Origin of the sequence: Micromonospora trifolii (assembly GCF_022229005.1) — a bacterium.
Classification (GTDB): domain Bacteria; phylum Actinomycetota; class Actinomycetes; order Mycobacteriales; family Micromonosporaceae; genus Micromonospora; species Micromonospora trifolii.
Genome location: NZ_JAKKFD010000002.1, coordinates 114,868 through 134,862, shown reverse-complemented (window position 1 = coordinate 134,862; position 19,995 = coordinate 114,868). Strand labels below are relative to the sequence as shown.

The window sequence follows — 19,995 nt, the reverse complement described above, 5'->3', positions numbered from 1 at the left end:
TTGTGGAACAACCTCCACGCGCCGGTGCTTCATGGGCGCGAGGTCGTCGTCGTTGAGGGCGGTACCGGATGTCATCGACGGCACCACTGCGGTCCTGGGCTACGGCCAGCGTGTACAACCCGTAGCCACGGACTCGCGTGGCGACTTGACCTCAAGCTCGGGTGAGGTCCTAGCCTCCGGTATCGGAGGTACGGAATGAGCATGGAAATTACCGCGTGGATGTCCCTGCACCACGCGATGAACGCGCAGGACGAGCGGCCGCTGTCCCGCGCCACCTTGAAGCGGATCGCGCAGTTCGCACGGCCACACCGCGCCTTGATCGTCAGGTTCCTGTTGTTGAGTGTGGTGACTGCGGTTCTCACTGTGGCAGCGCCCGTTCTCGCCGGCCGGGTGGTCGACGCGATCGTCGACGGCGCCGACAGCGGCGTGGTGATCCGGTTGGCCGTGCTGATCGCCGTGATCGCCCTCGCCGAGGCCGGGCTGGGCCTGGTGACGCGATTTCTCTCCGCCAGCATCGGTGAGGGGCTGATCGTTCAACTGCGGACGGCTGTCTTCGACCACGTTCAGCGCATGCCGGTGGCGTTCTTCACGCGGACCCGCACAGGTGCGCTGGTCAGCCGCCTCAACAACGACGTGATCGGCGCGCAGAGGGCCTTCAGCGACACCCTGTCGAGTGTGGTCGGCAACGCCGTCACGCTGATGCTGACGTTGGCCGTGATGCTCACCTTCTCCTGGCAGATCACGCTGCTGGCGCTCGTTCTGCTGCCGATCTTCGTTCTTCCGGCCCGCCGGATGGGCTCGAAGCTCGCCCAGTTGCAGCGTGAAGCGGCCGAGCACAACGCGGCCATGAGTACCCGGATGACGGAACGCTTCTCCGCGCCCGGCGCCACGCTGGTCAAGCTGTACGGGCGGCCGGCCGAGGAGTCCGCCGAGTTCGCGGCGCGGGCACGTCGGGTCCGGGACATCGGCGTCCGCGCCGCGATGCTCCAGTGGGTCTTCATCACCGCGCTCACCGTCGTTGGTTCGCTGGCGTTGGCCCTGGTCTACGGGCTCGGTGGTCTCTACGCCCTACGGGGCAGTCTCGACGCCGGGACGGTGGTCGCCCTCGCGTTGCTCCTGTCGCGGCTCTACGCACCGTTGACCTCGCTGGCCAGTGCTCGGGTCGAGGTGATGAGCGCGCTGGTGAGCTTCGAGCGGGTGTTCGAGGTCCTCGACCTCAAGCCGCTGATCCTCGACAGGTCCGACGCCCGACCCCTTCCGGAGGGGCCGGTCGCTGTCGAGTTCGACGGGGTCCGGTTCGGTTACCCCTCGGCGGACAAGGTGTCGCTCGCGTCCCTCGAGGACGTGGCGAAGCTCGACACGCGCGGCGGTGAGGAGGTGCTGCACGGGGTGTCGTTCCGCGCCGAAGCGGGGCAGATGGTGGCGCTCGTCGGCTCCTCCGGGGCGGGCAAGTCGACGATCGCGCAGCTTGTGCCTCGCCTGTACGACGTCGAGGACGGCGCGGTGAAACTTGCCGACGTCGACGTACGTGAGCTGTCGGCCGAGTCGATCCGGACGGCGTTGGGTGTGGTGACCCAGGACGGGCACCTCTTCCACGAGAGCATCCGCGCCAACCTGGTGTTCGCCCAGCCGGACGCGACCGAGGACGAGATGTGGGATGTGCTCCGGCGGGCCCGCCTCGACGACCTGATCCGCTCACTGCCCGATGGGCTGGACACCGTCGTCGGCGAGCGAGGGTACCGCCTGTCCGGTGGGGAACGGCAACGGCTCACCATCGCGCGACTGCTGCTGGCTCGTCCGCGTGTGGTCATTCTCGACGAGGCCACCGCGCATCTCGACTCCACCTCGGAGGCGGCCGTTCAGGACGCCCTCGCCGAGGCGCTGACCGGTCGGACGAGCGTGGTCATCGCGCACCGGCTCTCCACCATCCGGGCGGCCGACCAGATCCTCGTCGTAGAGGCGGGACGCATCGTCGAGCGCGGGCGACACAGTGACCTGCTCGCGGCTGGCGGCCGCTACCACGAGTTGTACCGCACCCAGTTCGCCCAGGACCAGCCGACGGTCCAGGAGCAACGCGTCGCCATCTGACGCACGCGGTGGTCGGGCCGCCCGCGAAGGACGGTCCGACCACCGCGTCACAACGCGTCGCCGGTCAGTCGTTGTCGTCGTCGTCCTTGTCGTCGGCGTCGTTGTCGTTGTCGTTGTCGTTGTCGTCAGCGTCGTCGTTGTCGTCAGCGTCGTTGTCGTCGTCGTCGACCGGCTCCTGCTCGGCCTTGACCACCGAACCGTTGTCCCGGTCGACGTCCACCTCGTGCTCGGTGTCGCCCGCGACGATCTCGACGCTCCACACCGGCCGGCCGTTCTCCTGCTCGGCTTCGACCTCGACGATCTGACCGCCACCGGCCTTGGCGAGCGCGATCTCACCGGCGCGCTTCTCGTCGACAGCGCTGCCCGCGGGAGCGCTGCCGGTCGACGGCGTACCGGACGGGGTGCCGCTCGACGGCGTGCCCGACGGGGTGCCGGCCGACGGCGAACCGGTGATCGCCGGCGCTTCGGTGGCCGTCGGCGCGACGGTTGCCGCAGCGAGAGCCGTGCCGCCGGTGCGCGAGTCGTTCGCGGCGTTGACGCCGAGCGCGACCCCGGCCACCGCCAGCACCGCCGACCCGCCGACCGACGCCAGAAGCAGATTGGTGCGCTTCATCGTGGTGTCCACCTTTCCTCGGTTGTCAACTCCGAGGATCGGCCAGATCGGGATAGCACCGCGCTGTCCGAACGCTAAGGCCGGGTTAAGCCGACGAGCCTGCGCCGCGCCTTCGGGACTGCGCGTCGGCCTGAACCGGTCAGAGCGCCATCCGCATGAAGACGTTGGCGCGGGCGTACGGCGCAAGCGGGACCTGTTCCGGACTCATGTGTTGGAAGCCGGTGGTTTCGTAGAGGTGCACAGCGTTCGGAAGCTTGGTGCTGCTGCCCAGGAACAGGGTGCCCGCGCCGAGCCCGCGAGCGCGCTCGATGGCCGCCTTGATGAGCTGGCGGCCGAGGCCCTTGCCCCGCACCGCCGGCGTCAACGCCATCTTCGACAGTTCGAAGACGTCGTCCGAGCTGCGAACCAGGGCGACACAGCCAACGATCTCCACGCCATCGCGGACGATCAGCACGTCGCCGCCCGGGTCGACGATGGCCCCGAAGGGGTCGTCGAGCGTCATGCGGTCGGACTCCTCGATGGTGAAGAAATGGGAGATCCATTCTTCGTTCAGCGTCCGGAAGGCCTCGGCCTCCTCAACTGTCGTCATGGACGTGACGGTCAGCGTGCTCGGGTTCATGGTGAGATTCTCCGGCCACCACTATTCGTACGTCCAATATCTTGTTCGGGTTCATTCATATCCTTGATGTATGGAACCCGAGTTGCGCCACCTGCGCTACTTCGTCGCGGTCGCTGAGGAGCTGCACTTCGGCCGGGCCGCGGTGCGGCTGCGGATGGCTCAGCCGCCGCTGTCGCAACAGATCCGCCAGCTCGAGGCGATGATCGGTACGCCGCTGTTCGTCCGCACCTCCCGATCGGTGGCACTGACGCCCGCAGGTGAGGCGTATCTCAACCGGTGCCGGCGGGTGCTGGCCGCAGTGGCCGACGACGTGCACGAGGCGGGTCGCATCGGGTGCGGGGAGCAGGGGCGCTTCGACATCGGTTTCGTCAGTTCGGCTATCCACCTCGGGCTGGCTGGGCCGATCCGGCGGTTCCGCGAACGCTATCCGGCGGTTCACCTACGCCTTCATGAGGCGTACACGGCGCGCATCGTCGAGCGGCTGCTCAACGGCGAGGTCGATCTCGGCGTGGTTCGGGACGCGGACGACCACGACGACCTGGTCGGCACCACGTTTGCCACCGAATCCTTCGTCGCCGTTCTGCCGACCGATCACCCGCACGCGGGAGACCTCGCGATCAGCGCCGCAGTGCTACGAGACGACCCGTTCGTCTTCATTCCACGGGTGGCCGGCGAACGGGCCTACCAGCGCAATCTCCGGCCGTGCCTGGAGGCCGGCTACACCCCGCGCATCGTCCAGCACGCCAGCAGTTGGGCCACTATGGCGCACCTGGTCGCGGCCGGCCTCGGAGTGACGATCGCGCCGGCGAGCATCGCCGCGGTAGTGCCCGCGCCGGTGGGAGTGCTGCCGTTGACCGACACCGAGGCCACCAGCGAGGTGCGGATCCTGCGCCGCCGAGATGACGACCGGATCACCTCGACCGGCTTCGGCCAGCAGGTCGCGCCCTGACCCGCTCGGCGCGGAACCAGCCGTACCGGCACGGTCAGCCGCGCCGGTTGAGCTCACCTTCCAGCCGCTGGACGAGCGTCTTGCGGTCCTTGCTGGCGCGCTCGTTACGCAGGGCGGTCTTGAGCTGTCGCGTGTCGAGGCCCCGGACCAACTTGGCCGCCTCCGCGACCGACATCTCCGTCATCCGTCCGGCAGTGGTGGCATCCCGACGCGCCCGCTTGGCCGGCCCGGTGTTGGCGACGTACTGCTTGCCGGATCGGGACGCCTCGCGCTTCTTCGTGTCGGTAGCGCGTTTCTGGCTCTCCGACATCTCCTCCCAGGCCTTCTTGGGCAGGTAACGACTCGTCGTGGCGCCCTTGCGCGCACGGGTGTCGCCCTCCTTCGTCTGCCATTTCTCGTTGCCCCAGCGCTGGAGAGACTTCTGCCGCTCGTCCTTTTCGCCCAGGAATCCGCCGCCGCGCTTCTTGTACTCCTGAGTGACCAGCTGTGACTTGCGCGCCGACCACTGCCCGGGCCGGCCGCCCTTGTCGGAAGCCTTGATCTCTTCCTTGATCTGCTCTCTGAGCTCGGGTTTCGTATACCGCGCCATGACTGGCAGCTACCCGGCACCGCAGCGGCTATGCGTCCTGCGGCGACGTCGGAGGCCCGAGCCGGAGCAGCACCTGCGCACCGCCTCGCGGGCCGGCCCGCAACTCCAGTCGACCGCCGGCGGCCTGCGCGGCACGCCGGGCGATGTCCAGGCCGAGGCCTGTGGATCCGGCCGCGCTGGCACCCCGCCGGATCGCCCCGGCGGGCATTCCCGGCCCCTCGTCGGCGACCGTGAGGACCACCTCGCCCGCCTCCCGGGCGAGCCGGACGGCGAACGGTGTCCCGTCGGGGGTGTGCGCGAAGACGTTGCCGAGCAGGGCGTCCACGGCCGCCGTCAGGTTGTCGGCGGCCACACCGACGGGAAGAGGGCCGGGCGTCAGGTCGAGGGTGACGTCCCGGCCGGTGTCCTCGGCCAGCACCGACCAGAACGCGACCCGGTCGGTGACGATCGCCGCCGCGTCCGAGGAGGCCGGCTGCGCCGGTGCGTGCCGCCACCGGGCCTGCCGGATCAACCCGGTCACCGCGCGTTCGAGCCCGTCCGCGGCGGCGGTGATCCGGACGGCGTCGTCCGGGTCGCGCAACGACTCCGCCTCCAGCCGCAACGCGGTCAGAGGCGTGCGCAGCTGGTGGGACAGGTCGGCGACCTGTTCGCGCTCCTGCACCAGGAGCACCTGGATCCGGGTGGCGAGATGGTTGAGCGCGCCGGCCACCTCGCGCAGCTCGCGCGGGCCGGCCGGCGTGACCCGGGCGTCCAGTTCGGCGTTGGCCAGCCGGTGCGAGACGGCCGAGAGGTCGCTGATCGGCCGGACCAGGGTGCGCGCCAGCCGGTCGGCGACCAGCAACCCGATCAGCACGAGGATCACGCCGAGCAGCGCCAGCACCAGCCAGGCCCGGGTGACCCCGGCGGTCAGCTCGTGCTGCGGCACCGCGATCCGGATCACCCCGGTGCCGTCCGAACGACCCTGCACGGCGATGACCACCTCCCGGCCGGCAGCCGACTCGCCGGTGAGGCTCTGTCCGCGGGCGGCAAGGGCCACCGCGGGCGTACGCGGTGTCTGGGCGCCGAGCACCGTGCCGTCCGGCAGGAAGACGCTCACCGGTCGGCCGGACTCCGCGGCGAGTTGCTCGACGGTGAGCCGGATGGTCGCCGCGTCGGCGGTGCCGACCACCGGCACCAGGCTCTGCGCGTCGGCGGTGGCCCGAACGGTGGCCCGGTCCTCGGCGACGGTGCGGACCAGCAGCGCCAGCGGCACCAGGAACGCGATGAGGGTGAGGACGCTGACCGCGGCGACCAGCAGCGCGAGCCGCGCCCTCACGACCGCACCGCCGGGGCTTCGAGACGCACCCCGACACCCCGCACGGTGTGCAGGTAGCGGGGCTGTTGGGCGTTCTCCCCCAGCTTGCGACGCAACCAGGACAGGTGCACGTCGACGGTCTTGTCGGCTCCGCCGTAGGGGATCTGCCACACCTCCGTGAGCAGCTCACGTTTGGTGACGACCTGGCCGGGTCGGCCGGCGAGGTGATGCAGCAGATCGAACTCGCGGGGCGTCAGCTCGACCGCGACCCCGTCCAGTGTCACCTGCCGGGCCCGGGGGTCGACGCGGAGGCCGCCGACGACGAGCGCCGGGTCCTGCCCGTCGGCGCCGGCGGGGCCCCGCCGCAGCACCGCCCGGACGCGGGCGTCGAGCTGCGCCGCGGTGAACGGTTTGACCACGTAGTCGTCGGCGCCCGCGTCGAGCACCCGGACGATCTCGGTTTCGTCGTCGCGCGCCGTGGCCACGATGACCGGCACCGAGCTGACCGCGCGCAGCATCCGCAGCAGCTCGCGGCCGTCCAGGTCGGGCAGGCCCAGGTCGAGCACGACGAGGTCGGGTCGGTCCTCCAGCGCGTCGCGGAGCCCGGCCATCGCGGTCGAGGCCGCCGCCACCGCGTGGCCGCGTTCGCGCAGGGCCCGGATCAGCGGGGTACGGATCGTCAGGTCGTCCTCGATGAGCAACAGGCGGGCCACAGCTGGCAGGCTAACCGCTGCCGCTGGCAGTGCGGCGCACGTTAACCACGCCTTAGCGTTCGGATGTGCCAACGACAAGGACGGATCGGGGATAGTCAGGGGATGGGCCGTCGTTCGATCCTCGTCGCCACCGGGTGGGTGGCCACCGCCGCCATCGCCACAGTGATCGGCCTGGGCGCGATCCGGTTGGTGGGCGAGAGCCTCACCGGCACCCCGGGCGGGGTGCGCAGCGAGGCCGAGATCGAGCGGGCGCTCGCCGCACCGGAGCCGGCGCCCACCACGGGCACCGCCTCGGCCGCGCCGGGCACGACGGGCACCGCCTCGGCCGCGCCGGGCACGACGGGTCCCGCACCGAGCGCCAGTTCCGGGGCCCGCCGGGGGTTCGCCACCGACGGCGGCACGGCCGTCGCCGAGTGCGGCGTCGGCGGCGTACGCCTCGTCTCCTGGGCGCCCGCGCAGGGTTACCGGGTCCGCGACGTGGACCGGGGCCCGGACGACGATGTCGAGGTCACGTTCCAGGGGGCGGCCCGGGAGTACGAGTTGAAGGTGCGCTGCATCGGCTCGGAGCCGGTGGCCGTCGCCGACGACTGACGACCCGGGAGCACGTGCGGTGAGTGTCGCTGCGGTTCACCGGCTCTGCAGGGCGTCCACCAACCTCCGGAGTGTCGCGCGAGCATTCTCAAGATCGCTAAGGCTGACACGTGCTCGGTCCACGGCGTCCCGGCGGTCGGCGTCCGAGCGTTCCAGGAGACCGGTGAGCGTGACGAGACCCGCTTCCGTGAGTGTCACGAGTGGCGCGCGGCGGTGATCGGGATTGTCGTGCAACTCCACCATCCCGGCACGGGCCAGGTCGTCGACCACTCGCTGCACGCTCTGTCGCGCGAGGCCGAGTCTGCGCGCCGCGCTCGCGACGGTGCGGGAGCCGTCGGAGAGCACGCTCATGACGTGCCATCGGGCGGCAGTTTGTCCCGCTTCTCGGGCGAGCTCCTCACTTGAGCGCCGGGACTCGCCGGCCAGCTCGTACACGTCTGCCATCAGCAGCCGATAGGCGTCGACCCGGCCCTGCTTCCGTTCCGTCATCGGCAGCACCTTAGCGCACATTGACAGCCTGGTACCGCGATGACAGCATGCTGTCATGATTCTTCGACTGTGGAGCGGGTGGACGAAGCCCGCTTCCGCTGACGCCTACGAACGGTTGTTGACGCAGGACATCGCGCCCGCGATCCTTGCCCGGGGCGTGGACGGGCTACAGGAGCTTCGGGTTCTGCGTCGTTCCCCGCAGGAGCTGGACCCCGCCAAGGGCAGCGAATTTCTCACCGCCATGACATTCACCGACTACGCCGCGGTGGCGGCCTTCACCGGCGGCGATCCGTCAACCTCGGTCGTCCCGCCCGCCGCCCGTGATCTGCTCGGGCGCTTCGATCGGCAGTCCCGGCACTATCTCAGCCGAGCGGTGTTCGCCGACGATCGTGGGAGACCCACTGTCGGGTGAGCAGTCTGCCACTTCACCGACCCATTGGCTGCTCGCGGTCGGCGTTCCGGCCGAGGGCGACCATGCGCAGGGTCTCCTCTCGACGTCGCACGAGCAACGCCCCGGCCAGGAAGGTCACCGGCGCGACCAGCACCAGCATCGCCCACTGCGTCGACACCAGAGGGATGGCGTGTCCCATGTGCATTGTCGAGGTGGCCCAACCGGCGAGGGCGCTGTCGATCAGCAGGTCCAGGGCCGCCACGGGCAGGAGCATGACGACGACCCGCCGGCGTACCGCCGGAGTGAGCGTGGCAACCGCGATCACCATGGCCGACGCGGCGGCCACCAGGCCCGCGACGTAGAGCCAGAGGACCAGCTCACTGCTCGCCTCCAGGTCGTAGAAGACCTGGTAGGACACCTCACCGACGAAGTCGAACGTGGGGCTGGTCACCCGGTTCGTCACCAACAGCGCGACCATCGCGGCCGGCGCGAGCAGCAGGGCCAGCATCCGGCGTACGCCCAGCAGCGCGATCGCCCGGCGACGCGGCGCCGGCACTGTGAGCGCGGCGGCAGCCACCACGGCGAGCGCGAACTGCGGCAAGGTGTCCACCACGTACGTCGGGTTGTCGCCGGTCTGCGGTGCGACGAGCGCACCCCAGCCGAGCACGCCGGCCCAGGCCAGGCCGGCGGCGACCCACCGCCACCCGAGCAGCACCGCCGCGCAGACGCCCGCCCAGCCGACGACGCGCAGCCAGTCGACGAGATCCGGGCCGCTCGGCGCGAACCCCTGTGGCAGGCTCGGCGCGCGGACGAGCTGGCCGAGCAGCGCCCTGCTGGCGAGGGCCAGTAGGACGGCAGCGACCAGCAGGCCGGTCACCGTCGCCGCGTCCGCCCAGCTCGGCTCGGTGAACCCCCGTGCGCCCACCCGCAGCCGCGCCCGCAAGCCGGCGCCGACCAGGTTCCGTACGTCGGCGGCGCCGGGTCGCCGCTGGCCCGGCCGCGCGCCGGCGAGGAGCACGGCCAGCATCTCGTCCTCGTAAACCCGACGGTGTTCCCATGGATAGACGGCCAGCAGCCGTCGATAGCGACGCTCCAGATCGTCGCCGCTCACGCCGCACCCCCATCGGTCAGTAGGCCGCTGCGGCGCAGCCGCACCCGAGCGGCGTCCGCGTTGTGTCGCAGGCGGGACGCCTCTTCGGTGAGCCGCCGCGCGCCCACTGCGGTGAGGCGGTAGTAGCGGCGCAGCCGGGACTGCACCACCTCTTCGCGCTCGACCTCGATGAGACCGTCGGAGCGGAGTCGATCGAGGACGGCGTAGAGGGTGCCGGCGCGCAGGCGAACCCGGCCGTCGGAGATGCGCAGCACGTCCTCGACGACGGCGTACCCATGCATGGGCGCCTCCGCCAGCGCGGTGAGCACCAGGAACGTCGGTTCCCGCAGTGGAGCCTCAGCCATGCCAGAGAGCATATACCGATAGCCGGTATATGCAAGGACAGCGAGAGCGCAGCGACGGACGTGGCCGGCACGCTGATCCGTGCCGGCCACGTCATCGGTGGTGGTTCAGCTGGAGTACGCCTCCAACTCCCAGAGCGAGTGGCCGTATCCGGTGCCCCGAGCCGTGCCGTAGATCCGCAGGTAGCGGCCGTTGGCGCCCAGGGCGGTGTGCTCGTCCACGCCGCCGTCGGCCCCGGTCACCGTCTTCACCGTGGTCCAGGTGCTGCCGTCATTCGAGGTCTGGATCTGGTACGCGCTGCTGTACGCCGCCTCCCAGCTCAGCTTGACCCGGCCGATCGCTGTGGCGCTGCCGAGGTCGACCCGGATCCACTGCGGATCGGAGAACGTGCTCGACCAGCGGGTGGTGAGGCTGCCGTCGACGGCCTGGGCGCCGGACACGTCGGCCCCCTCGTTGCTGGACGTCGACGCGGGTTTGTTCAGCAACAGGTTGCCGCCGGTCGGGCTTCCGGTGCCGCCGTACACCTCGAACTCGAACAACGAGTAACCCCACGCGGTCCCCCGGGTGGTGCCGAGAAGCCGGATGTACCGGCCGGACCCGCTGAGCCCGGTCAGGTCGTCCACCCCGCCGTCGCCACCGGTCACCGTACGGATCGTGGTGAAGTTGACACCGTCCGGCGAGGTCTGGATCTGGTATCCGCTGCCGTACGCCGCCTCCCAGGTCAGCTTGACCCGGTTGATGGCGTACGTGGCGCCGAGGTCCACGTCGATCCACTGTGGGTCACCGAAGGCGCTGCCCCACCGGGTACCGGCCACGCCGTCGAACGCGTTGGCCGCGCCGAACGCGCCCTCGAAGCTGGACGCGCGCGCCGGCTTGCCCCGGGCCAGGTTGGCACCCGGCTCGGGATCCGGGTCCGGGTCCGGGTCAGGTCCGGGACCGCCGGGGCTGGTGGAGAGGGTGAACTCGTCGATGTCGAAGTACGGGCCGGTGCCCTTGAAGACCAGGAACAGGGTCCGGGTGCCGGTCGGGGCGGTGACCCCGCCGGTGACAGTGGCGAAGTTGGCGTACCCGCCGGTGGGCACGACGGTGGCCGAACCGACCAGTTGCCCGGTCGGCGAGTCGACCCGCAACTCCACAGTGCCGCCACCGCCGGCCGGTGCGCCGACCCGGGCGCTGAACGACTGGACGCCGGTCAGGTCGTACGGGCGGATCGAGATCCAGTCGTTGTTGTCGACGTAGCCGACCGCCGCGCCGCCGCGCCCCGCCGCCCCGGCGACGATCTGAACGCCGGACGAGTCACCGAAGTGCTCGGCCTGGCGTACCCGAGGTTGCAGCACCGCCTGCGTGTGCGTGGTCAGCGCCGGCTGGCCGCCCCCACCCAGGTCGGTGTACTCGGCGTCGATGATGCCGAAGATGTTCGCCGCCGTGTCGTGCTCGCCGTCCGCCGAGGTCTGGATGACCCCGGTGCAGCCCTGCACGCTGCCGAGCTGGTGGCCGTGCGAGTCGTGGCCAAGCACGTAGTTCACAGTGACCCGGGCGCAGTTGATCGCGCCGTCCTGGGCGTCGGTGACGGTGACGGAGAACGGCACCGCGTCCCCGAAGTTGAAGGTCTGCCCGTTCAACGGGGTGTTGACGGTGACCACCGGGGCGCTGTTGCCGACCGTGACGACAACGCTCGCGGTGGCCGTCTTGCCGGCGGTGTCCCGGACCGTCAGCGTCGGGCTGCGGGTCCCGTTGGTGGTGTACGTGAAGCTCGGGTTCGCCGCCGTCGAGTCGGTGGTGCCGTTGTTGTCGAAGTCCCAGGCGTAGGTGAACGGGTCGCCGTCCGGGTCGAGGGTGCCCGCCGAGGAGAAGGCCACCGTCAGCGGCGCGGTGCCACTGGTCGGTGTGGCGGAAGCCTTCGCGATGGGTGCTCTGCCCTCGCGGGCGTACTCGATGCGGTAGAGCGCCGAGTTGGCGTCGCCGTTGAACCAGCCGGTGCCGTAGTCGAGCACGTAGAGCGCGCCGTCCGGGCCGAACTCCATGTCCATGACCTGGGTGCCGGTCCACGGGAACGGATTGATCTTCAGTGGTTGGCCGGACGCGTCGAGCTTGATGTTCTTGATCCAGCGGCGACCGAACTCACCGGCGAAGTAGGTCCCGTCGTAGTACTCGGGGAACGCCACGGGCGAGGTGTTGTTCGGGTCGTACCGGTAGACCGGCCCACCCATCGGCGACAGGCCACCGCCGGTGAACTCCGGTGGCGAGCCGGAGCCGCCGTACGGCAACCAGGCCGAGATGGCCGGCGGCAGCTGGGTGATGCCGGTGTTGTTGGGTGAGTTGTTCACCGGCCCACCCGCGCAGTTGAACTTCGCCCCGGACGGCCCGGACGGGAAGGTGTAGTCGTTGTAGGCGTCGTTGCGGGCGGTGCAGTACGGCCAGCCGTAGAAGCCGGGCCGGTCGATGCGAGCGAACTCGACGTTGCCCGCCGGCCCGCGGTTCGGGTCGGCGGTGCCCGCGTCGGGGCCGTAGTCACCGAGGTAGACGATGCCGGTGGCCTTGTCCACGCTCATCCGGAACGGGTTGCGGAACCCCATCGCGTAGACCTCCGGGCGGGTTCGCGCGGTGCCCGGGGCGAACATGTTGCCGGCCGGGATGGTGTAGCCGCCGGCCGCGCTCGGCTTGATCCGGAGGACCTTGCCGCGCAGGTCGTTGCTGTTCGCCGAGGTGCGCTGCGCGTCGAAGGCCGGGTTGCGCCCGGCCCGCTCGTCGATCGGGGTGAAGCCGGCCGAGTCGAACGGGTTGGTGTCGTCGCCGGTGGACAGGTAGAGGTTGCCGGCAGCGTCGAAGTCCATGTCACCGCCGACGTGGCAGCACATGCCCCGGCTGGTCGGCACGTTGAGGATCAACGTCTCGCTGGCCAGGTTGATGGTGTTGTCCGCGTTCACAGTGAACCGGGCCAGCCGGTTGACGCCCTCCCAGACGGCGAACTGGGCCGGCGTGCCCTCGGCGGGCGCACCGCCGCCGGGGGTGCTCAGTGGTGGGGCGAAGTACGCGTACACCCAGCGGTTGGTGGCGAAGTTCGGGTCGGCCTTGATGCCCTGCAAACCCTCCTCGTCGCCGGTGTAGACCGGCAGGGTGGCGGCGATCTTGGTGTTGCCGGCCGCGTCGGTGTGCCGGATCACGCCGTTGCGCGAGGTGTGCAGCACGCCGCGGTCCGGCAGGACGGTGAGGCTCATCGGTTCACCGGTCTCGGCCGCGCCCTTGGCCAGCTCCACCTGCTGGAAGCTGCTGGTGACGGTGGGGCCACAGTCGGCGTCGACAGCGCCGGCGGCCGTCCGGATGCCGCCGAGCAGGTGCTGACGGAAGTTCGCCTCGGTGTACGACGCGTCGGTGTGCCCCAGGCCGGTGTACCAGGCTCGGCCGCCGGAGTAGTTCTGGCACCAGGAGATCGGGTGGTCGGCGCCCATGCTCCCCCCGGTGTAGGTGGTCTCGTCCAGGGTGGCCAGCACGTGCGCGTTGCCGCGGGGGTTGGTGCGGTAGTTGTACAACTCGTCGAACCGGGTCCACCGCTGCGGCAACGTCGCGGTGGACGGGTGCGCCTGGTCGGCGACCTTCACTGTGACGTTCTGCTCGGCCGGGTGCGAGGCGAAGTACGCCCCGACCAGTCCCCCGTACCACTGCCAGTCGTACTCGGTGTCGGAGGCGGAGTGCACGCCCACGTACCCGCCGCCGCCGGTGATGTAGCGCTCGAACGCGGCCTGCTGGGCGGCGTTGAGCACGTCGCCGGTGGTGGAGAGCCAGATCACCGCGGCGAACCGGTCCAGGTTGGCGTCGGTGAACTGCGCGGCGTCCTCGGTGGCCTCGACGGTGAAGCCGTTTGCCGCACCGAGCTGCTGGATCGCGGCGATGCCCGGGGTGATGGATCCGTGCCGGAATCCGGCGGTCTTGCTGAAGACCAGCACGGTGAACGGTGCGGCGCTGGCCGTGGGCGGCGAGGCGACGATGCCGCCCGCCACGAGGATCGCGCTCAGCGCGAGGCCGAGCCACGATCTCAGGGATCTGCGCACAGTGTGGTCCTTTCGCGGTGCGAGGGACGGCGTGCGCCGATCACGCCTGGCGGTGGTGGGACGAGACATGTGGATGCATCGTTGCGTTCGGATCACGGGCGCGTCAAGCACTCTCCCACCATCCGTGAGAGCGTTATCTCCGCAGGTCAGGGGCGACCGTATGGAGTGAGATCGAATAACGGTTTTCGGGCCACGATCCATACGCGGAGGGCCCCCGGCGCAGGTGCCTGCACTCGGGGCCCATCCCCACCGCCGGTCAGCGTGAGTAGTACTCGACGACGAGTTGCTCGTCGCAGAGCACCGGGACCTCCGAGCGGAGCGGGAGCCGGGTCAGCCGGGCGGTCAGGCCGGGCAGGCTGACCTCAAGGTAGGGGGCGAGACGTTCCGGGGCGTGCGCCCCGGCCGCCGCGACGACGAACGGCGCCTTGCCCCGGCTGCGCTCCGCCACCTCGATGACGTCACCGGGTTGCAGCCGCGCGGACGGCCGGTCCAGGCGACGGCCGTTCACAGTGACGTGGTGATGGGTGACGATCTGGCGGGCCTGGTAGATGGTGCGGGCGAGACCGGCTCGCAGCACCAGCGCGTCCAGCCGACTCTCCAGCTCGACGATCAGCTCCTCACCGGTCTTGCCGGGCCGACGCACGGCCCGGTCGAACGCGCGCCGGAGTTGCCCCTCGTGCAGGTCGTACTGCGCCTTGAGCCGCTGCTTCTCCAGCAGCCGGACCTTGTAGTCGCTGGTGGTGCGTCGGGCCCGGCCGTGCTGCCCCGGCGGGAACGGGCGGCGTTCGAAGTAGCGCACGCACTTCGGGGTCAGTGCGATGCCCAGGGCGCGGGAACGCTTGACCTTGGGACGGGTCTGATTCATGCTTCGCCTCTCAAGTAAGGTAAGGCTAACCTTATTAGGAGATGATCGCCTTGAGCAAGCCCTCGACCAGCACGGCGGACTCCACGGACGACGCGGGTGTCCGAATCCGATCGATGCTTGTCGCCGCCGACTCCCTCACCCTGCACATCCCGGGCGTCGAGGCGTACGTCGTCGGGCGACACGTCGTGACGAGCGACGGTCCATTGCGGGTCGACCTGCCGGCCGGCTGCCAACTGGCCGAACACCTCGCGCACCAGCGGGAGACCGTCGCGATGGTCGAGGTGACCGACCTGGCGCCCACTCCGGTACGCGACCGGGTGCGCGGGCGCGCCACGCTCACCGGTTGGCTGGTGACCGAGATCGCCACGACCGGGATCGATCAGGAGCTGGTGACGGTCCTCGACCTCGCCACCGCCGAGCTGACAGTCGACGGCCGCACGGTGTGCGTCGACGCGGACGAGTTCGCGGCCGCCCAACCCGATCCGCTGGCCGCCGTCGAGGCCGATCTTTTGTGCCACCTCGACCACCACCACCCACGCACCGTCGAGGGGTTGAGCCGGCTGATACCCACCCGCCACCTTCAGGGTGTTCGCCAGGTCCGGCCGGTACGCCTGGACCACCACGGCGTCGTACTCCGGTTGGAGCTGAGCAGTGGTGACCGGGACGTCCGGTTGAACTTCCGGACGCCACTGCGGCATCCCGACGAACTCGGCGCGCAGATCGAGGCACTGCTCCGGCACTCGGGCGGCTGCCGAGCCCGACACGCCCGCTGACGATCGCCGCCCTCACCCGCGGTTAGGCAAGGCTGGCCTTCGCAAAATACCCCTAAAAGGGGCGGCTGGTAGGGAGTTGTCCCGTCGCTGCCGGGTATGACGGTGACCCGGGCACCACCGACGGAAGCGAGATCGCCATGACCGACATGCTGGAGATGCCGCGGGTACACGAGTGCACTGTCACCGACTGCGGCTACAACCACGACGGTTGCCACGCGTTCGCCATCACCATCGGGCAACAGAACGCCAGCTGCGCCACGTTCATCGACACCTCGGCGAAGGGCGGGCTGGACCGCGTCATCGCCCAGGTCGGCGCCTGCAAGCGGGACGACTGCCAGCACAACGCCGAACTGGAGTGCCACGCGCCGTCCATCCGGGTGGGTCCGGGTCAGGACATCGCGGACTGTCAGACGTACGAGCCGCGCTGATCCCGGCGCGACGCGGATGAGGGACGGCCACCGGTGACCGTCCCTCATCCGCGTCCGAGGCCGGCTACGCGGGGACGACCATCGGCGTGCCGGCGATCGGGTCGGGTACGACGAGGCAGCTGAGACCGAAGACCTGCTCGACGAGATCGCCGGTGACCACGTCGACCGGCGCCCCCTCGGCGACGATCGCACCGCCGGACATCGCGATGAGGTGGTCGCAGTAACGGCAGGCGAGGTTGAGATCGTGCATGACGATGACGATGGTCTTGCCGGACTCCGCGTTCAGTTTCCGCAGCAGCCGCAGCAACTCGACCTGGTGGTTGATGTCCAGGTAGGTGGTGGGTTCGTCGAGCAGCAGCAGGTCGGTGTCCTGGGCCAGGGCCATGGCGACCCAGACCCGCTGGCGTTGGCCACCGGACAACTCCCGGATCGGACGGTCGATCAGATCTGCCGTACCGGTGGCGTCGAGGGCCCGGGCGACGGCGTCGTGGTCGTCGTTGCTCCACCGTCGAAACCACCCCTGGTGGGGGTAGCGACCACGGGCGACGAGGTCGGCGACGGTGATGCCATCGGGCGCGACGGGAGTCTGCGGGAGCAGCCCGAGCACCTTGGCCACGTCGACCTTGCGCAGGTCGGCGAGCGGCTTGTCGTCGAGAAAGACGGCACCGTCGCGCGGCGCCAGCAGCCGGGCCAGGCCGCGGAGCAGAGTGGACTTGCCGCAGGCGTTGGCGCCGACGATCGCGGTGACCTTGCCGTCGAGCACGGCGACGTCGAGGTGGTCGACGATGGTCCGGTCGTCGTAGCCGAGGCTGAGGCCCTCGGCGCGTAGTCGGGTCATCCACCCGCTCCTTGTCGGTTGGTGGTGGCCAGCAGCCACAGCAGGTAGGGCGCACCGACCGCACCAGTCACCACGCCGGTGGGCAGCGGGGTGGGCAGCAGGTGCACGGCGACGAGGTCGGCGGTGAGCAGCAGCGCGGCACCGACCAGGGCGGCGGGCAGGACGCCCTGGGCCGCGGGGCCGAGGAGTCGGTTGGCGATCGGCCCCGCCACCAGGGCGACGAAGGCGATCGGACCCGCCACCGACACCGCCAGGGCCACCAGCACGACGGCGGTGCCGAGCAGCCCGGCCCGGCTGAGTTCGGCCCGGACACCCAGCATCCGGGCGGCGTCGTCACCGAGTGCGAGGGCGCTCAGTGGCCGTTGCAGCAACGTGGCGACAGGCAGCAGGACGACCAGGGCTGCGGTGAGCACCCACAACTCCGTGGTGCTGGCCTGCCCGACCGACCCGATCAGCCAGTGCATGGCCTGGCGGGCCTCGAAGAGCTGCGCCCGGCTGAGCACATAGCCGATCAGGCCCTCGAAGAAGACCGCCACCCCGATGCCGATGAGGATGAAGCGGTAGCCGCTGACGCCGTCGCGCCAGGCCAGCAGGTACATCGCCAGGGCGGCGGCGACAGCGCCACCGAGGGCGAGACCGCTGACGACGAGCCCACCGGCCTGCAGCAGCACGATCCCGGTGACGGCAGCCAGCCCCGCCCCCGAGGTGATCCCCACGAAGTCCGGGGACGCGAGGGGGTTACGCAGCAACTGTTGGAAGATCGTGCCGGACGCGCCGAGGGCGAGCCCTACCGTCAGGGCGGCGGCAGCGGTCGGCAGCCGCAGGCCACGAACGACGAAGTCGACGCTGGGATTGTCGGACAGGTGCAGGACCGAGGCGATGACCTCGGTGGCGCCGATGCGGAAGCTGCCCACCATCATGGTGAGCACGAACAGGGCGGTGACCGTCGCGGTCAGGGCGCAGGTCACCACGAGGGACCGGCCGGCTCGACGCCTCCGGTTGGCGCGCAGCGCCGCTGCCGTACCGGACGGAGCAGAGCGACGGTCGCTCGTTGTCGTTGTCGTTGTCATGCTCACACCTCCGACAGCCGGCCGTAGCGCACGATCGCGATGAACGCGGGCGCGCCGATCAGCCCGAGGATCACGCCGACCTGCACCTCGTCGGGGGCGGCGGCCACCCGGCCGAGCACGTCGGCGAGGAGCAGGACGATGGGTGCCAGCAGCATCGAGTACGGCAGGATCCAGCGGTAGTCGGGGCCGCAGATGAACCGGGCCAGGTGCGGCACGACGAGCCCGACGAAGACGATCGGTCCACAGGCCGCGGTGGCGGCGCCGGCGAGGATCGCGACAACGGCGAAGGCGGCCGCGCGGGTACGGGTCACGTTCTGGCCGAGGCCACGCGCGACGTCCTCGCCGAGCGCGAGGCCGTTGATGGCCCGCCCGAAGCCCAGCGACGCGGCGAGGCCGATCAGCAGGAACGGCGCGACCCCGGTCAGGATCGGGGTGTACCGGCCGGCGAGTGAACCCACCTGCCAGAACCGCAGCTCGTCGAGGGCGTCCACGTTCGTCATCACGATCCCGCTGGTCACCGAGGCCAGGCCGGCGGTGACCGCCGCGCCCGCCAGGGCCAGCTTCACCGGAGTGGCGCCCTCCCGGCCGAGCGAGGCGATCGCGTACACCAGGGCCAGCGCAGCGATCGCGCCCGCGAAGGCGAACCAGACGTAGACACCGACGCCGCGCACCCCGAGCACCGTGATGGCGAAGACCACGAACGCGGCGGCGCCGGAGTTGATGCCCAGGATCCCCGCGTCCGCCAGCGGGTTGCGGGTGACGCCCTGAAGGATCGCCCCAGCCACCCCGAGCGCGGCGCCGACCAGGATGCCGAGCAGAGTGCGGGGTACGCGCATCTCCAGCGTGACGGTGCTGCTGATCGGCCCGTCGCTGTCGAAGCTGAACAGGGCGTGCAGCACCTCGGAGAGCCCGATCGAACGCGAGCCCATTGTCACGCTCAGGAAGCCGACGAGGGCGAGGACCGCGCAGAGGACGGCGAGCCCCGGCCCGAGGGCAGAGGCTCGCCGGACGCCTCCCGTCGAGGTGCGCGTCCCGTTCTGGTTAGTTGCCGACATTCGGATCAGCGGCCTTGACCGCCTGGGTCAGCTTGTCCAGCTCGGTGGCGAAGTCCCCGTACGTGTGCAGCCAGAACGCCGGCCAGGAGACTGTGGCTCCAACCTTGGCCGCCTTGATCTTGGACCAGGTCGGTTGCTTCGTGCTCCACTCGGCGTTGGCGGTGGGCGTGAAGGATCGGCCATCCCACAGGATCAGGTCGGGCTGGTACTTGTCGGCGTTCTCCCAGCTGAGGTTCTCCCAGTACGGGAAGGCCGGGTCCGGGCTGGCCGGGTTGATCACCTTCAGACCCCAGGTCTGAAGGTCCAGCAGCTCGGGCGCGTACTCGGGGTTCGCGACGTAGACCTTCTCGGTCGAGGGCGACATCGCGGCGACAGTCAGGTCCGGCTTGGCCGAGGTGGCGGCCTTGAACGCTGTCACCGCGTCCTCGAAGCGCTTCTTGTTCGCCGCGATCTGCGGGCTGGCCACGTCGGCGCCGAGGCTCTCGGCAAGGTCCTCGTACCCCTCGGCCAGCGCGACGATCGACTTGCCCTGCGTGACGCCGACGATGGGAGCCAGCTCGGCGAGCTTCTTGCTCTTCTCGTCGACGCCCTCCTCCATGCCGCTGTGCGCCTTCTCGGCCGGCCACCAGTCGCCGACGATCAGGTCGGGACGCAGGGCGGCGGCCTTCTCCACGTCGATCTTGCCCCACTCCTCGCCGAGGATCTCGATCCCGGTGAGGTCGAGGCTCTTCAGGTTGGGGTCGGTCTTGACCGACTCGTCGGCGTAGACACCGACCGGCTTGATGCCGAAGGACATGAGCGCCGCGGCCTCACCGGCGTGCGCGATGATCCGCGTCGGCGTCTTGTCGGCCTTGACGACCTTGCCCGAGCCGTCGTTGAAAGACCAGGGGCCGGAGGCGGTGGCAGCGGCGGCGGTGTCACCGTTGCCCGTGTCGTTGCCACAACCGGTGAGCCCGCCGAGCACGGCGCTCAGCGCCGCGACGGCCAGGACCGGACGCCATGAGTGCATGGTGAAGTTCCCGATCTTTCGAAGAGAAGCGAGCCATCCGGCTCGAAAGTTAGGTTAGGCTAACCAACACTTCCGGTTTTGGCCAACGCCGGGTGCCCCCACCTCGAAAGACGGCCGAG

General features: G+C 70.2%; 20 protein-coding genes. 6 read left to right on the top strand and 14 right to left on the bottom strand.

Features of this window, described 5'->3' with window-relative positions; translation table 11 throughout:
• Positions 1-195: 195 nt before the first annotated feature.
• Positions 196-2,088 (top strand): ABC transporter ATP-binding protein, encoded by a 1,893-nt coding sequence (locus NIE79_RS01730; protein WP_238676829.1) that lies wholly within the window; start codon positions 196-198, stop codon positions 2,086-2,088.
• Between the two features lie 64 nt (positions 2,089-2,152).
• Here the strand turns inward: NIE79_RS01730 and NIE79_RS01725 are convergent, their stop codons facing one another.
• Both NIE79_RS01725 and NIE79_RS01720 read right to left on the bottom strand, forming a co-directional pair.
• Positions 2,153-2,701: a PepSY domain-containing protein gene (locus NIE79_RS01725; RefSeq protein ID WP_238676828.1), complete on the bottom strand. Its 549-nt coding sequence runs from the start codon at positions 2,699-2,701 to the stop codon at positions 2,153-2,155.
• Between the two features lie 139 nt (positions 2,702-2,840).
• The gene (locus NIE79_RS01720) at positions 2,841-3,320 is read right to left on the bottom strand and encodes a GNAT family N-acetyltransferase (protein ID WP_238676827.1); all 480 of its coding nucleotides are present in this window, start codon (positions 3,318-3,320) and stop codon (positions 2,841-2,843) included.
• Positions 3,321-3,390: 70 nt separating this feature from the next.
• On the opposite strand from NIE79_RS01720, the gene NIE79_RS01715 reads away from it, so the two are divergent.
• Positions 3,391-4,269 carry a LysR substrate-binding domain-containing protein gene (locus NIE79_RS01715; protein WP_238676826.1) on the top strand — a complete coding sequence of 293 codons (879 nt, stop codon included), beginning with the start codon at positions 3,391-3,393 and terminating at the stop codon, positions 4,267-4,269.
• Between the two features lie 34 nt (positions 4,270-4,303).
• On the opposite strand, the gene NIE79_RS01710 is transcribed toward NIE79_RS01715, so the two are convergent.
• Genes NIE79_RS01710 through NIE79_RS01700 form a run of 3 tightly spaced genes read right to left on the bottom strand, consistent with a single transcriptional unit; the run spans position 4,304 to position 6,865 of the window.
• Complete coding sequence (locus tag NIE79_RS01710; RefSeq protein WP_238676825.1) at positions 4,304-4,858, bottom strand: DUF5872 domain-containing protein; 555 nt, start codon at positions 4,856-4,858, stop codon at positions 4,304-4,306.
• A 28-nt stretch (positions 4,859-4,886) separates the two neighbouring features.
• Positions 4,887-6,173: a sensor histidine kinase gene (locus NIE79_RS01705; RefSeq protein ID WP_238676824.1), complete on the bottom strand. Its 1,287-nt coding sequence runs from the start codon at positions 6,171-6,173 to the stop codon at positions 4,887-4,889.
• Positions 6,170-6,865, bottom strand: a complete 696-nt coding sequence (locus tag NIE79_RS01700) for a response regulator transcription factor (RefSeq protein ID WP_238676823.1) — start codon at positions 6,863-6,865, stop codon at positions 6,170-6,172. Before NIE79_RS01700 ends, NIE79_RS01705 begins: the two co-directional genes overlap by 4 nt.
• Before the next feature lie 102 nt (positions 6,866-6,967).
• Here NIE79_RS01700 and NIE79_RS01695 point away from each other — a divergent pair, with 102 nt between their 5' ends.
• Positions 6,968-7,456, top strand: a complete 489-nt coding sequence (locus tag NIE79_RS01695) for a septum formation initiator (RefSeq protein WP_238676822.1) — start codon at positions 6,968-6,970, stop codon at positions 7,454-7,456.
• Between the two features lie 36 nt (positions 7,457-7,492).
• Here NIE79_RS01695 and NIE79_RS01690 read toward each other — a convergent pair whose 3' ends face one another.
• Positions 7,493-7,945, bottom strand: a complete 453-nt coding sequence (locus tag NIE79_RS01690) for a MarR family winged helix-turn-helix transcriptional regulator (protein ID WP_238676821.1) — start codon at positions 7,943-7,945, stop codon at positions 7,493-7,495.
• 55 nt (positions 7,946-8,000) lie between these two features.
• Here NIE79_RS01690 and NIE79_RS01685 point away from each other — a divergent pair, with 55 nt between their 5' ends.
• Positions 8,001-8,357: a hypothetical protein gene (locus tag NIE79_RS01685; protein WP_238676820.1), complete on the top strand. Its 357-nt coding sequence runs from the start codon at positions 8,001-8,003 to the stop codon at positions 8,355-8,357.
• A gap of 13 nt (positions 8,358-8,370) precedes the next feature.
• On the opposite strand, the gene NIE79_RS01680 is transcribed toward NIE79_RS01685, so the two are convergent.
• From NIE79_RS01680 to rpsD, 4 genes are all read right to left on the bottom strand, one after another.
• A complete protein-coding gene (locus NIE79_RS01680; protein ID WP_238676819.1) occupies positions 8,371-9,447 on the bottom strand; it encodes a hypothetical protein in 1,077 nt (358 codons plus the stop codon).
• Positions 9,444-9,791 (bottom strand): PadR family transcriptional regulator, encoded by a 348-nt coding sequence (locus NIE79_RS01675; RefSeq protein ID WP_238676818.1) that lies wholly within the window; start codon positions 9,789-9,791, stop codon positions 9,444-9,446. Before NIE79_RS01675 ends, NIE79_RS01680 begins: the two co-directional genes overlap by 4 nt.
• Positions 9,792-9,896: 105 nt before the next feature.
• On the bottom strand, positions 9,897-13,838 hold the full coding sequence (locus NIE79_RS01670) for a ThuA domain-containing protein (RefSeq protein WP_238676817.1): 3,942 nt from the start codon (positions 13,836-13,838) through the stop codon (positions 9,897-9,899).
• Positions 13,839-14,094: 256 nt separating this feature from the next.
• On the bottom strand, positions 14,095-14,703 hold the full coding sequence (rpsD, locus tag NIE79_RS01665; RefSeq protein WP_238676816.1) for a 30S ribosomal protein S4: 609 nt from the start codon (positions 14,701-14,703) through the stop codon (positions 14,095-14,097).
• 113 nt (positions 14,704-14,816) lie between these two features.
• Here rpsD and NIE79_RS01660 point away from each other — a divergent pair, with 113 nt between their 5' ends.
• Both NIE79_RS01660 and NIE79_RS01655 read left to right on the top strand, forming a co-directional pair.
• Positions 14,817-15,476 (top strand): DUF2470 domain-containing protein, encoded by a 660-nt coding sequence (locus tag NIE79_RS01660; protein WP_238677020.1) that lies wholly within the window; start codon positions 14,817-14,819, stop codon positions 15,474-15,476.
• Positions 15,477-15,613: 137 nt separating this feature from the next.
• Positions 15,614-15,904: a DUF1540 domain-containing protein gene (locus NIE79_RS01655; RefSeq protein WP_112678265.1), complete on the top strand. Its 291-nt coding sequence runs from the start codon at positions 15,614-15,616 to the stop codon at positions 15,902-15,904.
• A gap of 64 nt (positions 15,905-15,968) precedes the next feature.
• Here NIE79_RS01655 and NIE79_RS01650 read toward each other — a convergent pair whose 3' ends face one another.
• Genes NIE79_RS01650 through NIE79_RS01635 form a run of 4 tightly spaced genes read right to left on the bottom strand, consistent with a single transcriptional unit; the run spans position 15,969 to position 19,876 of the window.
• The gene (locus NIE79_RS01650) at positions 15,969-16,742 is read right to left on the bottom strand and encodes an ABC transporter ATP-binding protein (RefSeq protein WP_238676815.1); all 774 of its coding nucleotides are present in this window, start codon (positions 16,740-16,742) and stop codon (positions 15,969-15,971) included.
• Complete coding sequence (locus NIE79_RS01645; protein WP_238676814.1) at positions 16,739-17,812, bottom strand: FecCD family ABC transporter permease; 1,074 nt, start codon at positions 17,810-17,812, stop codon at positions 16,739-16,741. The genes NIE79_RS01650 and NIE79_RS01645 overlap by 4 nt, the downstream gene beginning before the upstream one ends.
• Before the next feature lie 2 nt (positions 17,813-17,814).
• On the bottom strand, positions 17,815-18,867 hold the full coding sequence (locus NIE79_RS01640) for a FecCD family ABC transporter permease (RefSeq protein WP_238676813.1): 1,053 nt from the start codon (positions 18,865-18,867) through the stop codon (positions 17,815-17,817).
• Positions 18,854-19,876 (bottom strand): ABC transporter substrate-binding protein, encoded by a 1,023-nt coding sequence (locus NIE79_RS01635; RefSeq protein ID WP_238676812.1) that lies wholly within the window; start codon positions 19,874-19,876, stop codon positions 18,854-18,856. Before NIE79_RS01635 ends, NIE79_RS01640 begins: the two co-directional genes overlap by 14 nt.
• Positions 19,877-19,995: the final 119 nt, after the last annotated feature.

What these genes read in the sequence shown, in the direction of transcription:
- NIE79_RS01730 (WP_238676829.1), top strand. Translation starts at nt 196, where the DNA reads ATGAGCATGGAAATTACCGCGTGGATGTCCCTGCACCACGCGATGAAC.
- NIE79_RS01725 (WP_238676828.1), bottom strand. Translation starts at nt 2,701, where the DNA reads ATGAAGCGCACCAATCTGCTTCTGGCGTCGGTCGGCGGGTCGGCGGTG.
- NIE79_RS01720 (WP_238676827.1), bottom strand. Translation starts at nt 3,320, where the DNA reads ATGAACCCGAGCACGCTGACCGTCACGTCCATGACGACAGTTGAGGAG.
- NIE79_RS01715 (WP_238676826.1), top strand. Translation starts at nt 3,391, where the DNA reads ATGGAACCCGAGTTGCGCCACCTGCGCTACTTCGTCGCGGTCGCTGAG.
- NIE79_RS01710 (WP_238676825.1), bottom strand. Translation starts at nt 4,858, where the DNA reads ATGGCGCGGTATACGAAACCCGAGCTCAGAGAGCAGATCAAGGAAGAG.
- NIE79_RS01695 (WP_238676822.1), top strand. Translation starts at nt 6,968, where the DNA reads ATGGGCCGTCGTTCGATCCTCGTCGCCACCGGGTGGGTGGCCACCGCC.
- NIE79_RS01690 (WP_238676821.1), bottom strand. Translation starts at nt 7,945, where the DNA reads ATGACGGAACGGAAGCAGGGCCGGGTCGACGCCTATCGGCTGCTGATG.
- NIE79_RS01685 (WP_238676820.1), top strand. Translation starts at nt 8,001, where the DNA reads ATGATTCTTCGACTGTGGAGCGGGTGGACGAAGCCCGCTTCCGCTGAC.
- NIE79_RS01675 (WP_238676818.1), bottom strand. Translation starts at nt 9,791, where the DNA reads ATGGCTGAGGCTCCACTGCGGGAACCGACGTTCCTGGTGCTCACCGCG.
- rpsD (WP_238676816.1), bottom strand. Translation starts at nt 14,703, where the DNA reads ATGAATCAGACCCGTCCCAAGGTCAAGCGTTCCCGCGCCCTGGGCATC.
- NIE79_RS01660 (WP_238677020.1), top strand. Translation starts at nt 14,817, where the DNA reads ATGCTTGTCGCCGCCGACTCCCTCACCCTGCACATCCCGGGCGTCGAG.
- NIE79_RS01655 (WP_112678265.1), top strand. Translation starts at nt 15,614, where the DNA reads ATGACCGACATGCTGGAGATGCCGCGGGTACACGAGTGCACTGTCACC.
- NIE79_RS01650 (WP_238676815.1), bottom strand. Translation starts at nt 16,742, where the DNA reads ATGACCCGACTACGCGCCGAGGGCCTCAGCCTCGGCTACGACGACCGG.
- NIE79_RS01645 (WP_238676814.1), bottom strand. Translation starts at nt 17,812, where the DNA reads ATGACAACGACAACGACAACGAGCGACCGTCGCTCTGCTCCGTCCGGT.
- NIE79_RS01640 (WP_238676813.1), bottom strand. Translation starts at nt 18,867, where the DNA reads ATGTCGGCAACTAACCAGAACGGGACGCGCACCTCGACGGGAGGCGTC.
- NIE79_RS01635 (WP_238676812.1), bottom strand. Translation starts at nt 19,876, where the DNA reads ATGCACTCATGGCGTCCGGTCCTGGCCGTCGCGGCGCTGAGCGCCGTG.